Raw genomic sequence first — 16056 nt, 5'->3', positions numbered from 1 at the left:
TACCGACGTTCAGGTGCGGTTTGTTACGTTCAAATTTTTCTTTAGCCACGACAGTAAACCTCTTACTTAAAGGGCTGAATCAACCTTGTTTTTTAACGATAGCTTCGACGATGTTCGACGGAGCCTCGGAGTATTTTGAGAATTCCATGGAGTAGCTGGCGCGACCCTGAGACATGGAGCGGACGTCGGTTGCATAACCGAACATCTCACCCAGCGGAACCTCGGCACGAATAACCTTACCGGAGACCGTGTCTTCCATACCCTGGATCAAACCGCGACGACGGTTCAGGTCACCCATCACGTCACCCATGTAGTCCTCAGGCGTTACCACCTCGACTTTCATGATCGGCTCAAGCACTACAGCGCCACCCTTCTGGGACAGCTGCTTGGTCGCCATGGAAGCCGCAACCTTGAACGCCATCTCGTTGGAGTCGACGTCATGGTAGGAACCATCGAACACTGTCGCCTTCAGGCCGATCAGCGGATAGCCGGCGACAACGCCGTTCTTCATCTGCTCTTCGATGCCTTTCTGAATGGCCGGGATGTATTCCTTCGGAATCACGCCACCAACCACCTCGTTAACGAACTGCAGACCTTCTTGCCCCTCATCTGCAGGCGCAAAACGCACCCAGCAATGACCGAACTGACCGCGACCGCCGGACTGGCGAACGAACTTGCCCTCGATCTCACAGGACTTCGTGATTTTCTCACGATAAGACACCTGAGGCTTACCGATGTTGGCTTCGACATTGAACTCGCGACGCATACGGTCGACGAGAATATCGAGGTGCAACTCACCCATACCCGAGATGATGGTCTGACCAGTCTCTTCGTCGGTCTTGACGCGGAATGAAGGGTCTTCCTGAGCAAGTTTGCCCAGCGCGATACCCATCTTTTCCTGGTCATCCTTGGTCTTAGGCTCAACCGCAACCGAAATCACCGGCTCCGGGAAATCCATACGAACCAGAATGATCGGCTTGTCCAGAGCACAAAGCGTGTCACCAGTCGTGACGTCCTTCATACCGATCAGGGCAGCGATGTCGCCTGCACGAACCTCCTTGATTTCTTCACGGCTGTTCGCATGCATTTGCACCATACGACCGACACGCTCTTTCTTGCCCTTCACCGAGTTCAGAACGCCGTCACCGGAATTCAGGACACCGGAATAGACACGAGCAAAGGTCAGCGTACCGACAAAGGGATCCGTCGCAATCTTGAACGCAAGCGCAGAAAACGGCTCGCTATCATCTGCATGGCGCTCCATCTCGATGGTTTCATCGTCGATATCGGTGCCCTTGATCGCCGGAATATCGGCTGGCGCTGGCAGATAATCGATAACAGCATCGAGAACCAGGGGCACGCCCTTGTTCTTGAAGGAAGAACCACAAACCGCCAACACGATCTCACCAGCGATAGTGCGCTGACGTAGAGCCGACTTGATCTCCTCAATAGTGAGCTCTTCACCTTCGAGGTACTTGTTCATCAGCTCTTCGGTTGCCTCGGCTGCCGCCTCGACCATGTTGCTGCGCCACTCTTCAGCCAGATCCTGAAGCTCAGCAGGGATCTCTTCCTCGCGGAAGGTCATGCCCTTGTCGTCATCGTTCCAGTAGATGGCTTTCATCTTGACCAGATCAATCTGGCCCTGGAAGTTATCTTCAGCACCAATAGCAAGCTGGATAGGCACAGGCGTGTGCCCCAGACGCTGCTTGATCTGCGCAACCACACGCAGGAAGTTGGCACCAGCGCGGTCCATCTTGTTGACATAGACCAGACGCGGGACACCGTATTTGTTGGCCTGACGCCATACGGTTTCCGATTGCGGCTCAACACCCGAAGTACCGCAGAACACTACGACCGCACCATCGAGTACGCGCAGCGAGCGCTCCACTTCAATGGTGAAGTCAACGTGACCGGGAGTATCGATGATATTGAAACGATGCCTATCGAACTGCTTCTCGGAACCAGCCCAGAAAGCGGTGGTGGCAGCGGAGGTAATGGTAATACCACGCTCCTGCTCCTGCACCATCCAATCCATGGTCGCGGCGCCGTCGTGCACCTCGCCCATTTTATGGTTTACGCCGGTGTAAAAGAGGACGCGCTCGGTGGTAGTGGTTTTACCAGCATCCACGTGAGCAACGATACCAATGTTACGGTAGCGGTTAATCGGGGTAGTACGAGCCATAAAGCCCTCGCAAGTTGATGACGCTGAAAATTAGAAGCGGTAGTGCGAGAAGGCCTTGTTGGCTTCAGCCATACGGTGCACGTCCTCACGCTTCTTCACAGCAGCGCCTTTACCTTCAAATGCATCCGACAGCTCACCCGCCAAACGCAGGGCCATGGATTTCTCACCACGCTTCCGCGCAGCATCTACCAGCCAGCGCATGGCCAGCGCGTTACGACGGGACGGACGAACTTCGACCGGAACCTGGTAAGTCGCACCACCTACGCGGCGGGACTTCACTTCGACCAGCGGAGCGATGGCGTCGAGTGCTTTTTCGAAGATTTCCAGGGGATCGCTGTTCTTGCGTTCCTTGACCTTTTCCAAGGCACCATAAACGATACGTTCGGCCACGGCTTTCTTGCCGCTTTCCATCACGTGGTTCATGAACTTGGCGAGGATCAGACTTCCGTATTTCGGATCGTCAAGGATCTCGCGCTTGGCTGCTACACGACGTCTTGGCATTGATAAGCCCTCAAACGGTCTTCAGGTTAGCCCGGGACTATAACGATGAAGTTACGCCCGACCTTACTCTTATCGACTCAGATAAATATAAATACGATTACTTCGGACGCTTGGCGCCGTACTTCGAACGACCCTGCTTACGATCCTTGACACCCGAGGTATCCAGCGAACCGCGCACGGTGTGATAACGCACGCCCGGAAGGTCTTTTACACGACCGCCACGGATCAGCACGACACTATGCTCTTGCAGGTTGTGGCCTTCACCGCCGATATAGGAGGCGACTTCAAAACCATTGGTCAGGCGAACACGGCATACCTTACGCAGTGCAGAGTTCGGTTTCTTTGGCGTGGTGGTGTACACACGAGTGCACACGCCACGGCGTTGCGGGCAGTTCTGCAGCGCAGGGACGTCGCTTTTCTCGACGACGCGCTTGCGCGGCTGGCGTACCAGCTGGTTGATCGTTGCCATCTACTAGCTCCACTGTTGTCTTTCGACACAAACGAAAAATGGCAGGGCGCAAAGCCCCGCCAAATTAGGGGTACAAGAGTCTAAAGAGCTTCCTGCCCACCGTCAAGGCGCGCCCCGACTTACGCCGGGGCAGACCACCAATCAGTTACCGCTCGAATTGAGCGCCTCGGTCAGCGCCGCTTCGACTTCATCGGCACTCACGCGAACCGGCTTTTCAGCTTCACGCTTGCGCTTACGCTCGCTGTGATACTGAAGCCCGGTACCGGCCGGGATCAGGCGACCCACGACCACGTTTTCTTTCAAACCACGCAGATAATCGCGCTTGCCCGTCACTGCGGCCTCGGTGAGGACGCGAGTGGTCTCCTGGAAGGACGCTGCCGAAATGAACGACTCAGTAGACAGCGAGGCCTTGGTGATACCCAGCAGCACGCGGATGTACTTCGACCCGAACTTGTCGTCCGCAGAGAGACGCTCGTTCTCCTCAAGAACGTGAGTGAGCTCCATCTGGTCGCCCTTGATGAAGCTCGAATCGCCGGATTCCGCCACTTCAACCTTGCGCAGCATCTGACGCAGAATCGTCTCGATGTGCTTGTCGTTGATCTTCACGCCCTGCAGACGATAAACGTCCTGAATCTCATTGACGATGTACTTGGCCAGCGCACTCACGCCCAGCAGACGCAGGATGTCGTGCGGGTTGCTCGGACCGTCCGAGATAACCTCACCCTTGTTCACCTGTTCGCCTTCGAACACGTTGAGGTGACGCCACTTTGGAATCAGCTCCTCATACGGATCGGTACCATCGGTCGGCGTGATCACCAAGCGACGCTTGCCCTTGGTTTCCTTGCCGAAGGAGATTGTGCCGCTGATTTCAGCCAGGATCGAAGGCTCTTTCGGACGACGTGCCTCGAAGAGATCGGCGACGCGTGGCAGACCACCGGTGATGTCACGGGTCTTCGAGGTTTCCTGCGGGATACGCGCAATAACGTCACCCACATTGATCTCGGCACCGTCAGCCACACCCACCAGGGCATTAGCTGGCAGGAAATACTGAGCCGGTACGTCGGTACCCGGCAGCAGCAATTCCTTGCCATTGGAGTCGACCATCTTGATCGCCGGACGAATGTCCTTACCCGATGCCGGACGGTCCTTCGGATCCATCACCTCGATGTTGGTCAGACCGGTGAGTTCATCGGTCTGGCGCTTGATGGTGATGTTCTCTTCCATACCGACGAAGGTCACGACACCCTTCATCTCGGTGACGATCGGGTGGGTGTGCGGATCCCACTTGGCCACCACAGCGCCTGCGTCGACCTTGTCGCCTTCCTTAATCGAGATAACTGCACCGTAAGGCAGCTTGTAACGCTCGCGCTCACGACCGAAGTCGTCGGCAACCGCCAGCTCACCGGAACGGGACACCGCAACCAGCGCGCCGTCAGCACGCTCTACATGCTTGAGGTTATGCAGGCGGATAGTGCCGCCATTCTTGACCATGACGTTGTCGACCGCAGAAGTCCGGCTAGCCGCACCACCGATGTGGAACGTACGCATCGTCAGCTGAGTACCGGGCTCACCAATCGATTGCGCAGCAATAACGCCCACTGCCTCACCGATGTTGACCTGGTGCCCGCGAGCGAGATCGCGACCGTAGCACTTCGCACAAATGCCATAGCGCGTTTCACAGCTGATCGGCGAGCGAACCACAACTTCGTCAATGCTGTTGAGCTCGATGAAGTCGACCCACTGCTCGTCAACCAATGTTCCGGCCGGAACCAAAACCTCTTCGCTGCCGGGCTTGAGCACATCACGCGCAATAACACGGCCCAGCACGCGCTCGCCCAGCGGCTCGACCACGTCGCCGCCCTCGATGTGCGGAGTCATGAACAGACCCTGCTCGGTACCGCAGTCGACCTCGGTAACCACCAGATCCTGCGCCACGTCAACCAGACGACGGGTCAGGTAACCGGAGTTCGCGGTTTTCAGAGCGGTATCCGCCAGGCCCTTACGAGCACCGTGAGTGGAGATGAAGTACTGGAGTACGTTCAAACCTTCACGGAAGTTTGCCGTGATCGGCGTCTCGATGATCGAACCGTCCGGCTTAGCCATCAAACCACGCATACCGGCCAGCTGGCGGATCTGAGCAGCGGAACCCCGCGCACCAGAGTCAGCCATCATGTACATCGAGTTGAACGAGTCCTGTTCGGCTTCGTTGCCATCGCGGTCGATGACTTTCTCTTTCGAGAGGTTGGCCATCATCGCCTTAGACACTTCGTCGTTGGCCTTGGACCAGAGGTCGATCACCTTGTTGTACTTCTCGCCCTGAGTCACCAGGCCAGAGGCGTACTGCGACTCGATCTCCTTCACTTCCTCGGTAGCGGCGTCGATGATGCGCGCCTTCTCATCCGGGATGACGAAGTCGTTCACACCGATCGACACGCCCGAAATGGTCGAGTATGCGAAACCGGTGTACATCAGCTGGTCGGCGAAGATAACGGTATCCTTCAGACCAACGGTGCGGTAGCACAGGTTGATCAGTTTGGAGATCGCCTTCTTCTTCATCGGCTGGTTGACCACGTCGAACGGCAGGCCGGCCGGAACCACCTGGAACAACAGCGCGCGGCCAACGGTGGTGTCGACGATACGAGTGTTCTTGGTAATGCTGCCGTCGCGATCCTTGATGGTCTCGTTGATCCGCACTTTGACGCGGGCGTGCAGAGACGCTTCGCCACCGCGGAACACACGGTCGACTTCCTGCAGGTCAGCAAATACGCGACCTTCACCCTTGGCGTTGATCGCTTCCCGGGTCATGTAATAAAGACCCAAGACCACGTCCTGCGACGGCACGATGATCGGCTCACCGTTGGCAGGCGACAGGATGTTGTTGGTCGACATCATCAGCGCCCGCGCTTCGAGCTGGGCTTCCAGTGTCAGCGGCACGTGAACGGCCATCTGGTCGCCGTCGAAGTCAGCGTTGTACGCAGCACAGACCAGCGGGTGCAGCTGAATCGCTTTGCCTTCGATCAACACCGGCTCGAACGCCTGGATACCCAGACGGTGCAGCGTCGGTGCGCGGTTGAGCAATACGGGGTGTTCGCGGATGACCTCAGCGAGAACGTCCCAAACTTCAGGCAGTTCGCGCTCCACCATCTTCTTGGCGGCCTTGATGGTGGTCGCCATGCCGCGCATTTCCAGCTTGCCGAAAATGAACGGCTTGAACAGCTCGAGCGCCATCTTCTTTGGTAGACCGCACTGATGCAGACGCAGGGTCGGGCCAACGGTGATAACCGAACGACCAGAGTAGTCTACGCGCTTGCCGAGCAGGTTCTGACGGAAACGACCTTGCTTGCCCTTGATCATGTCGGCCAGGGACTTCAGCGGGCGCTTGTTCGAGCCAGTGATGGCGCGACCGCGGCGACCGTTGTCGAGCAGTGCGTCGACCGCTTCCTGCAACATGCGCTTTTCGTTGCGCACGATGATGTCCGGTGCGGACAGATCGAGCAGGCGCTTGAGACGATTGTTACGGTTGATCACGCGGCGATACAGATCGTTGAGATCCGAAGTCGCGAAACGACCACCATCGAGCGGAACCAATGGACGCAGATCCGGCGGCAGTACCGGCAGAACGGTCAGCACCATCCACTCAGGAAGGTTGCCTGAACCGTAGAAGGCTTCCATCAGCTTAAGACGCTTGGACAGCTTCTTGATCTTGGTTTCCGAGTTGGTCTGCGGAATCTCTTCGCGCAGGCGACCGATCTCGTGCTCCAGGTCGATTTCGTGCAGCAGCTCGCGCACCGCTTCAGCGCCCATGCGGGCATCGAAATCGTCGCCGAACTCTTCCAACGCTTCGAAATACTGCTCGTCGTTGAGCAGTTGTCCTTTCTCGAGCGTGGTCATGCCCGGATCGATGACGACGTAGCTTTCGAAATAAAGCACGCGCTCGATGTCACGCAGGGTCATGTCCAGCAGCAAGCCGATACGGCTCGGCAACGACTTCAGGAACCAGATGTGTGCAACGGGCGAAGCCAGCTCAATGTGGGCCATACGCTCACGGCGCACCTTGGCCAGCGCAACTTCAACGCCGCACTTCTCACAGATAACGCCGCGGTGCTTGAGGCGCTTGTACTTACCGCACAGGCACTCATAGTCCTTGACCGGGCCAAAGATCTTGGCGCAGAACAGACCGTCGCGCTCGGGCTTGAACGTACGATAGTTGATGGTCTCTGGCTTCTTGACTTCACCAAAGGACCAGGAACGGATCATCTCGGGCGAAGCCAATGCAATCTTGATGGCATCGAACTCTTCGATTTGACCCTGGTTTTTCAACAGATTCAGCAAGTCTTTCAAGGCCTTTCCTCCTCACGGACCTGCGACGGCCGGCTGATGCCGGACGTCGCATAGGCGGTGCGTGGTTATTCGGTTTCCAGATCGATGTCGATACCGAGCGAGCGGATTTCTTTGATCAACACGTTGAAAGACTCCGGCATGCCGGGCTCCATACGGTGATCGCCGTCCACGATGTTCTTGTACATCTTCGTCCGCCCGTTCACGTCGTCCGACTTGACCGTGAGCATTTCCTGCAGGGTGTAGGCGGCACCGTAAGCTTCCAGTGCCCAGACCTCCATCTCCCCGAAACGCTGGCCACCGAACTGCGCCTTACCACCCAGCGGTTGCTGGGTAACCAGGCTGTAGGAGCCGGTGGAACGCGCGTGCATCTTGTCGTCGACCAGGTGGTTGAGCTTGAGCATATACATGTAGCCAACCGTGGTGGTGCGCTCGAATTTGTTACCGGTACGGCCATCGAACAGCTGCATCTGGCCGCTCTCTGGAAGATCTGCCAGCTTAAGCATGGCCTTGATCTCGCGCTCCTTGGCACCGTCGAACACCGGCGTTGCCATTGGCACGCCACCGCGCAGGTTCTTCGCCAGATCGAGGATTTCTTGGTCGCTGAAGCTTTCCAAGTTTTCCTGACGGCCACCGATCTCGTTATAGATTTCGGTGAGGAACTTACGTAGCTCAGCGACCTTACGCTGCTCTTCCAGCATGCGGTTGATTTTCTCACCCAGCCCCTTGGCCGCTAGGCCCAGGTGGGTTTCGAGAATCTGACCGACGTTCATACGAGATGGTACGCCCAGCGGATTCAATACGATGTCGACCGGCGTGCCATGCACGTCATGCGGCATGTCTTCGACCGGCATGATGACCGAGACGACACCCTTGTTACCGTGGCGACCTGCCATCTTGTCGCCCGGCTGGATACGCCGCTTGATCGCCAGGTAGACCTTGACGATCTTCAGCACGCCCGGGGCCAAATCGTCACCCTGCTGCAGCTTGCGCTTCTTGTCTTCGAACTTGTCGTCGAGCAGCTGGCGGCGGTCGGAAATGTAGGCCTGGGCCTTTTCCAGCTGCTCGTTCAGTGCGTCTTCGGCCATGCGCAGCTTGAACCACTGCCCATGCTCGAGCCCATCGAGCATCTCGTCAGTGATGACGGCGCCTTTCTTCAGCCCGGCACCACCCTCGGCGGTCGCGCCAACAAGAGCGGAGCGGAGACGTTCAAAAGTTGCACCTTCAACGATACGGAACTCTTCATTCAGATCCTTACGAATCTCGTCCAGCTGCATCTTCTCGATGGCCAGCGCACGGGAGTCACGCTCGACACCATCACGGATGAAGACCTGTACGTCGATGACGGTACCCTTGGTGCCAGTCGGCACGCGCAGGGAGGTGTCCTTCACGTCGGACGCCTTCTCACCGAAGATCGCACGTAGCAGCTTCTCTTCCGGCGTCAGCTGGGTTTCGCCTTTCGGCGTAACCTTGCCAACTAGGATGTCGCCGGCGCCTACTTCAGCACCGACGTAAACGATGCCCGCCTCGTCCAGCTTGTTCAGCGCAGCTTCGCCCACGTTCGGAATGTCCGCCGTGATCTCTTCTGGGCCGAGCTTGGTGTCGCGGGAAACGCAGGTCAGTTCCTGAATGTGAATGGTTGTGAAACGATCTTCCTGAACCACACGCTCCGACAGGAGAATGGAGTCTTCGAAGTTGTAGCCGTTCCAAGGCATGAACGCGACGCGCATGTTCTGCCCGAGCGCCAGCTCACCCATGTCAGTGGACGGACCGTCTGCCATGATGTCGCCACGCTCGACTACATCACCCTTGCTCACGAGCGGGCGCTGATTGATGCAGGTGTTCTGGTTGGAACGGGTGTACTTGGTCAGGTTGTAGATGTCGACGCCGGCTTCACCGGTTTCAACTTCCGCATCATGCACACGCACAACCACACGGCTCGCATCGACCGAGTCAATCACGCCGCCACGACGGGCTACAACGCAAACGCCGGAGTCGCGCGCAACGTTACGCTCCATCCCGGTGCCAACCAGCGGTTTGTCCGAACGCAGGGTCGGTACGGCCTGACGCTGCATGTTCGAGCCCATGAGAGCGCGGTTGGCGTCGTCGTGCTCGAGGAATGGAATCAGCGAGGCGGCAACGGATACGACCTGTTTTGGCGATACGTCCATCAGGGTCACGTCTTCCGGCGCCTTGACCGTGAATTCGTTCTGATGACGAACAGCAACCAGCTCGTCGACCAGCTTGCGACCGTCCAGCTTGGCGCTGGCCTGCGCAATGACGTGGTCAGCTTCTTCGATTGCCGAGAGGAATACGATCTCGTCGGTAACTTCGCCTTCCTTCACAACGCGGTACGGGCTTTCCAAGAAGCCGTACTGGTTGGTACGGGCGTAGGCCGCCAGCGAGTTGATCAAACCGATGTTCGGGCCTTCCGGCGTCTCGATCGGGCACACTCGGCCGTAATGGGTCGGGTGTACGTCGCGCACTTCAAAGCCTGCACGTTCGCGAGTCAGACCGCCCGGGCCGAGCGCAGAGACACGACGCTTGTGCGTAATCTCTGACAGCGGGTTGTTCTGATCCATGAACTGCGACAGCTGGCTGGAGCCGAAGAATTCCTTCACCGCCGCCGCAACTGGCTTGGCGTTGATCAGATCCTGAGGCATCAGGCCTTCACTCTCAGCCATCGAGAGACGTTCTTTAACTGCACGCTCCACCCGGACCAGACCGACACGGAACTGGTTTTCGGCCATTTCGCCAACGCAGCGAACGCGACGGTTGCCCAGGTGGTCGATGTCATCCACCACACCTTTGCCGTTGCGGATATCGACCAGTGTTTTCAGCACGGCGACGATGTCTTCACGGCTGAGCACGCCAGAACCTTCGATCTCGGTCCGGCCGATACGGCGATTGAACTTCATCCGACCGACACCCGACAGATCGTAGCGCTCGGAGGCAAAGAACAGGTTATTGAACAACGTCTCCGCCGCATCCTTTGTTGGCGGCTCGCCAGGACGCATCATGCGATAGATTTCCACCAGCGCTTCGAGCTGGTTGGTTGTCGAGTCGATTTTCAGCGTGTCGGAGATGAAGGGACCGCAGTCGATGTCGTTGGTGTAGAGCGTCTCGAAACGAACGACCTGCGCTTTGACCAGCTTGGCCAGCACCTCGACAGTCAGCTCGGTATTGCACTCAGCGATGATTTCGCCGGTCGCCGGATGCACGATTGCCTTGGCCGTGGTACGACCCAAGACATAGTCCATAGGCATGTCGAGCGACTTGATGCCTGACTTGTCGAGCTGGTTGATATGACGTGCAGTGATGCGACGGCCCTGCTCGACAATTACCTTGCCATTCTCGTCATTGATGTCGAACGAAGCGATCTCGCCACGCAGACGCTGAGGCACTAGCTCAAGGCTCAGCGCCTCACCCTTAACGTGAAATACGTTGGTATCGTAGAACGCATCAAGGATTTCTTCGGTGCCGTAATTCAACGCACGCAGAAGCACAGAAGCCGGCAGCTTGCGGCGCCGGTCGATACGCACAAACACAGCGTCCTTCGGATCGAACTCGAAGTCCAGCCATGAACCACGGTACGGGATGATCCGCGCGGAATACAGCAGCTTGCCCGAGCTGTGGGTCTTGCCCCGATCATGATCGAAGAAAACGCCTGGCGAGCGATGCAGCTGAGACACGATAACGCGCTCGGTACCGTTGATGATGAAGGTACCGTTCTCAGTCATCAGGGGAATTTCCCCCATGTAGACTTCTTGCTCCTTGATGTCCTTGATCGCCTTGCTCGACGATTCCTTATCAAAGATGATCAGACGGACTTTTACCCGCAACGGCACGGCGAAGGTCACGCCGCGCAACACGCATTCCTTGACGTCAAAAGCCGGGTCGCCCAAGCGATAGCCGACATACTCCAGCGCCGCATTGCCGGAATAGCTGATTATCGGAAAAACGGATTTGAAGGCTGCATGCAAGCCAATATCGCGGAATTGATCTTTGGTCGCTCCCGCCTGCAGGAATTCGCGGTACGAATCCAGCTGGATGGCCAAAAGATACGGCACGTCCATCACGTGCGGTAACTTGCTAAAGTCCTTGCGGATTCGTTTTTTCTCAGTGTATGAGTAAGCCATCAGCGTTCCCCAGCTTGGTCACCTGCTTGTTTGGCTTCTCCCGACGGGAGCAGCCAGAAAATCTTGCGAATCCTGTGATTCGCACCGCCCACCGGAGCGGTTGTTTCCGTAATAGCTGCCAGATGTTCAACAGGCAGCTATAACGGAAAAAGGCCGGTGGCAAAAGCCACCAGCCATCAGCCTTACGCGAGTCGCTTCGGCTGTAGACGCAAGGTCGCGCTTACTTGAGCTCGACTTTAGCGCCAGCTTCTTCCAAGGATTTCTTGGCAGCTTCGGCTTCGTCCTTGGACACGCCTTCCTTGACAATACCAGGGGCGCCGTCAACGACTGCCTTGGCTTCTTTCAGACCCAGACCTGTCAGTTCGCGTACCGCCTTGATCACGTTTACTTTCTTTTCGCCAGCTTCAAGAAGCATAACGTTGAACTCGGTTTGCTCTTCAGCCGCGGCAGCAGCCGGGCCAGCAGCAGCGACAGTGGCGGCTGCAGCAGTAACACCGAACTTCTCTTCCATTGCCTTGATCAGTTCAACAACCTGCATCACGGACATTTCGGAAACGGCGTTGATGATGTCTTCGTTGGTCAGAGCCATGACTCTAAATTCCTGTATATGATGACGGCCTTTGGCCATCTAATTCAAAAAATCGAAAAAAGCTTTGCGCGCGTTAGGCCGCGGCTGCTTCTTTCTGGTCGCGAACGGCCGCCAATGTACGAGCCAGCTTGCTGGTAGCGCCTTGGATCACGCTCATCAGCTGCGAAATTGCCTCGTCATAGGTCGGCAGGGTTGCCAAAGCGTCGATCTGGTTGGCTGCAATGAACTGACCTTCAAATGCGGCAGCCTTGATCTCGAACTTGTCCTGACCCTTGGCAAACTCCTTGAAGATACGAGCGGCAGCGCCCGGATGCTCGTTGGAGAAAGCGATAAGGGTCGGGCCTTTGAACACGTCGTTGAGCACATCATACTGAGTGCCTTCAACAGCGCGGCGCAGCAGGGTGTTACGTACTACACGCACGTATACGCCAGCTTCGCGGGCCTCTTTACGGAGTCCGGTCATGGCTCCCACGGTCACGCCACGGGCATCAGCCACGACAGCGGACAGGGCAGCTTTGGCAGCCTCGTTGACTTCAGCGACGATGGCTTTCTTGTCTTCGAGTTTGATTGCCACGGGTTTTTACTCCTGGATGTTACCGGTTCGTCCAGTCGAAACCGGACGGGTTTTGGTGTCTGATTCGGTACGAATCGGGAGCACCTCTGCGTAGGCCTGGAAAAGCTAAGCTTCTACGGTTTAAGACTCACGTCGCCTACGGTCTTGGATAGCCCCCGCCAGGCAGGGACCCCAATGTGTCGCGCCCTGCCAAGCAGGGCGCTGAATGCTTTACGCTTCGAGCGATGCCTGATCGATGACCAAGCCAGGACCCATGGTGGTGCTCAGGGTGACGCGCTTGACGTAGATGCCTTTGGAAGTGGACGGCTTCAAACGCTTGAGGTCCGACAGCAGCGCTTCGACGTTCTGCTTCAGCTGACCAGCCTCGAAACCAACCTTGCCGACTGAAGTATGAATGATACCGTTCTTGTCGGTACGGAAGCGCACCTGACCGGCCTTGGCGTTCTTGACGGCAGTCGCAACGTCAGGCGTCACAGTACCGACCTTCGGGTTAGGCATCAGACCGCGCGGACCAAGAATCTGGCCCAGCTGACCAACAACACGCATTGCATCCGGAGAAGCAATAACGACGTCGTAGCTCAGATCCCCACCCTTCATCTCAGCAGCCAAATCGTCCATGCCGACGCGATCCGCACCTGCAGCAAGCGCCGCCTCGGCTGCTGGACCCTGAGTGAACACCGCCACCCGAACGCTTTTACCTGTACCGTTCGGCAGAACAGTAGCGCCACGCACAACTTGATCGGATTTACGCGGATCAACGCCAAGGTTAATAGCGATATCGAAGGACTCAGTGAACTTCACTGCCGACAGCTGAGCCAGCAGCGTCGCGGCATCTTCGAACGAATACTGCTTGCCAGCTTCGATTTTTTCAGCGAAAGCCTTCTGACGCTTGGTCAACTTAGCCATTACACACCCTCCACGTTCAGGCCCATGCTGCGAGCGGAGCCGGCGATAGTGCGCACGGCCGCATCGAGATCAGCAGCGGTAAGATCAGCATTCTTCGTCTTGGCGATCTCTTCCAGCTGCGCACGGGTAACAGTGCCGACCTTCTGGGTGTTAGGACGAGCAGAACCACTAGCAATGCCAGCGGCTTTCTTCAACAGAACGGCAGCAGGCGTACTTTTGGTCTCGAAGGTGAAACTGCGGTCGCTATAGACGGTGATGATTACCGGCGTTGGCAGACCTGGTTCCTGACCCTGCGTACGAGCGTTGAACGCCTTGCAGAATTCCATGATGTTGACACCATGCTGCCCCAGCGCCGGGCCGACTGGCGGCGACGGGTTGGCCTGGCCGGCCTTTACCTGAAGCTTGATATAAGCTTGAATCTTCTTAGCCATAAGTACTCCGTTCTGGGTATTAGCGCCTTGCGGCTCCCCTGTTCACTTGAATATCCCAGTGACGACAAAACCCCGCAGCCATCAGCTGCGGGGTGTGGGATGCTTTTTCAGCTAGACCTTTTCGACCTGACTGAACTCCAACTCTACCGGCGTTGATCGACCAAAAATCAATACCGCGACCTGGATGCGACTCTTTTCGTAATTAACTTCTTCAACCACGCCATTGAAATCAGCAAACGGGCCGTCAGCCACGCGCACAACCTCACCCGGCTCGAACAATGTTTTGGGCTTAGGCTTATCACTACCGTCAGCAACGCGGCGCAGAATGGCTTCAGCCTCTTTATCCGTGATCGGCGCAGGCTTGTCAGCGGTACCACCAATGAAACCCATCACGCGCGGCGTATCCTTAACCAGGTGCCAAGCGCCTTCAGCCATATCCATCTGAACAAGAACGTAACCCGGGAAAAATTTGCGCTCACTTTTGCGCTTCTGCCCGTTACGCATCTCAACCACTTCTTCAGTGGGAACTAGAATCTCGCCGAAATGATCTTCCATGCCGGCAAGCTTGATGCGCTCAATCAATGAACGCATGACATGCTTCTCGTAACCCGAGTAAGCATGAACGACATACCAACGCTTAGCCACGGGACACCCTTAACCTACAATCATGGAAACCAGCCAACCGAGCAGAGAATCGAGACCCCACAACAGCAGCGCCATAACCAACACGACCGCGACGACAATAAGCGTGGTCTGAGTAGTCTCTTGACGGGTCGGCCAAACGACTTTACGAATCTCGACGCGCGCCTCTTTCAGAAGAACGAAAAAGGAACGACCTTTAGACGTCTGTAGCGCAACAAACGCTGCAACCACAGCAAATACGAGCAGTGCAAGAACCCTGTACAGAATAGGCTCGGCGGAGTAATACTGATTACCCACCACAGCCACAACAACCAAAGCAGCCACAACAACCCACTTCACCAGATCGAAGCGCGAGTCTTTGGCTTCTGCTTTGACATTCATCTGCTAGAACCCTGTAAATATTGCCAAATTCGATATTGAATTTGGCAGGCCAGGAGGGAATCGAACCCCCAACCTGCGGTTTTGGAGACCGCCGCTCTGCCAATTGAGCTACTGGCCTAACAAGAGTCAGGCCGACTATTATGCCGGCCCGAATGAATCAGATCAATCGATTATTCGATGATCTTGGCAACCACGCCGGCACCAACGGTACGACCACCTTCGCGAATCGCGAAGCGCAGACCGTCTTCCATGGCGATCGGGGCGATCAGGGTGACAATCATCTTGATGTTGTCGCCCGGCATTACCATCTCGACGCCTTCCGGCAGTTCGCAGTTACCAGTCACGTCAGTGGTACGGAAGTAGAACTGCGGACGGTAGCCTTTGAAGAACGGCGTGTGACGACCGCCTTCTTCCTTGCTCAGAACGTACACTTCGCCTTCGAACTTGGTGTGCGGCTTGATGGTGCCCGGCTTGGCCAAAACTTGACCACGCTCGACGTCATCACGCTTGGTGCCGCGCAGCAGAACACCAACGTTCTCACCGGCACGACCTTCGTCGAGCAGCTTGCGGAACATCTCCACACCGGTACAGGTAGTCTTGGTCGTGGCACGAATACCAACGATCTCGATCTCCTCCTGAATCCTGACGATGCCGCGCTCGACACGACCAGTCACAACGGTACCGCGACCGGAGATCGAGAACACGTCCTCGATAGGCATCAGGAACGGCTTGTCGATGGCGCGCTCAGGCTCTGGGATGTAGCTGTCCAGAGTCTCGACCAGCTTACGCACGGCCGACACGCCCATCTCGTTGTCGTCCTGGCCGTTCAGGGCCATCAGCGCAGAGCCGATGATGATCGGAGTGTCGTCGCCCGGGAAGTCGTAAGTCGACAGCAGGTCACGCA

The 16056-nt window shown here is 56.8% G+C and carries 12 protein-coding genes and 1 tRNA gene; all 13 read right to left on the bottom strand.

Annotation, left to right across the window (positions count from 1 at the left end):
• Positions 1-79: 79 nt before the first annotated feature.
• A complete protein-coding gene (gene fusA, locus RT21_RS22395; protein WP_045430597.1) occupies positions 80-2182 on the bottom strand; it encodes an elongation factor G in 2103 nt (700 codons plus the stop codon).
• Between the two features lie 30 nt (positions 2183-2212).
• The gene (rpsG, locus tag RT21_RS22390; protein WP_045430600.1) at positions 2213-2683 is read right to left on the bottom strand and encodes a 30S ribosomal protein S7; all 471 of its coding nucleotides are present in this window, start codon (positions 2681-2683) and stop codon (positions 2213-2215) included.
• 97 nt (positions 2684-2780) lie between these two features.
• Entirely contained in the window at positions 2781-3152 is a 372-nt protein-coding gene (gene rpsL / locus RT21_RS22385; RefSeq protein ID WP_003291416.1) for a 30S ribosomal protein S12, read from the bottom strand.
• A gap of 141 nt (positions 3153-3293) precedes the next feature.
• Positions 3294-7493 carry a DNA-directed RNA polymerase subunit beta' gene (gene rpoC / locus RT21_RS22380; protein ID WP_046164416.1) on the bottom strand — a complete coding sequence of 1400 codons (4200 nt, stop codon included), beginning with the start codon at positions 7491-7493 and terminating at the stop codon, positions 3294-3296.
• Positions 7494-7558: 65 nt separating this feature from the next.
• On the bottom strand, positions 7559-11629 hold the full coding sequence (gene rpoB, locus RT21_RS22375; protein ID WP_046164415.1) for a DNA-directed RNA polymerase subunit beta: 4071 nt from the start codon (positions 11627-11629) through the stop codon (positions 7559-7561).
• 220 nt (positions 11630-11849) lie between these two features.
• Entirely contained in the window at positions 11850-12218 is a 369-nt protein-coding gene (gene rplL / locus RT21_RS22370; protein WP_025240339.1) for a 50S ribosomal protein L7/L12, read from the bottom strand.
• 73 nt (positions 12219-12291) lie between these two features.
• Positions 12292-12792, bottom strand: a complete 501-nt coding sequence (rplJ, locus tag RT21_RS22365; protein ID WP_045430607.1) for a 50S ribosomal protein L10 — start codon at positions 12790-12792, stop codon at positions 12292-12294.
• Between the two features lie 210 nt (positions 12793-13002).
• The gene (rplA, locus tag RT21_RS22360) at positions 13003-13698 is read right to left on the bottom strand and encodes a 50S ribosomal protein L1 (RefSeq protein WP_045430609.1); all 696 of its coding nucleotides are present in this window, start codon (positions 13696-13698) and stop codon (positions 13003-13005) included.
• Positions 13698-14129, bottom strand: coding sequence for a 50S ribosomal protein L11 (gene rplK / locus RT21_RS22355; RefSeq protein ID WP_045430611.1), 432 nt, complete (start codon positions 14127-14129; stop codon positions 13698-13700). Before rplK ends, rplA begins: the two co-directional genes overlap by 1 nt.
• Before the next feature lie 111 nt (positions 14130-14240).
• Positions 14241-14774: a transcription termination/antitermination protein NusG gene (gene nusG, locus RT21_RS22350; RefSeq protein ID WP_019342058.1), complete on the bottom strand. Its 534-nt coding sequence runs from the start codon at positions 14772-14774 to the stop codon at positions 14241-14243.
• A gap of 9 nt (positions 14775-14783) precedes the next feature.
• Positions 14784-15152, bottom strand: a complete 369-nt coding sequence (gene secE / locus RT21_RS22345; protein ID WP_046164414.1) for a preprotein translocase subunit SecE — start codon at positions 15150-15152, stop codon at positions 14784-14786.
• A gap of 42 nt (positions 15153-15194) precedes the next feature.
• A tRNA-Trp gene (locus tag RT21_RS22340) sits at positions 15195-15270 on the bottom strand.
• Between the two features lie 52 nt (positions 15271-15322).
• On the bottom strand, positions 15323-16056 hold a 734-nt coding region (locus RT21_RS22335), incomplete at its 5' end, for an EF-Tu C-terminal domain-related protein (protein WP_046164413.1).

This window comes from Pseudomonas sp. 10B238, from assembly GCF_000970615.1.
Lineage (GTDB): Bacteria > Pseudomonadota > Gammaproteobacteria > Pseudomonadales > Pseudomonadaceae > Stutzerimonas.
This window is presented reverse-complemented; position numbering and strand designations above follow the sequence as displayed.

Coding starts and splice junctions, on each gene's coding strand:
- fusA (WP_045430597.1), bottom strand. CDS start 2,182: ATGGCTCGTACTACCCCGATTAACCGCTACCGTAACATTGGTATCGTT.
- rpsG (WP_045430600.1), bottom strand. CDS start 2,683: ATGCCAAGACGTCGTGTAGCAGCCAAGCGCGAGATCCTTGACGATCCG.
- rpsL (WP_003291416.1), bottom strand. CDS start 3,152: ATGGCAACGATCAACCAGCTGGTACGCCAGCCGCGCAAGCGCGTCGTC.
- rpoB (WP_046164415.1), bottom strand. CDS start 11,629: ATGGCTTACTCATACACTGAGAAAAAACGAATCCGCAAGGACTTTAGC.
- rplL (WP_025240339.1), bottom strand. CDS start 12,218: ATGGCTCTGACCAACGAAGACATCATCAACGCCGTTTCCGAAATGTCC.
- rplA (WP_045430609.1), bottom strand. CDS start 13,698: ATGGCTAAGTTGACCAAGCGTCAGAAGGCTTTCGCTGAAAAAATCGAA.
- rplK (WP_045430611.1), bottom strand. CDS start 14,129: ATGGCTAAGAAGATTCAAGCTTATATCAAGCTTCAGGTAAAGGCCGGC.
- secE (WP_046164414.1), bottom strand. CDS start 15,152: ATGAATGTCAAAGCAGAAGCCAAAGACTCGCGCTTCGATCTGGTGAAG.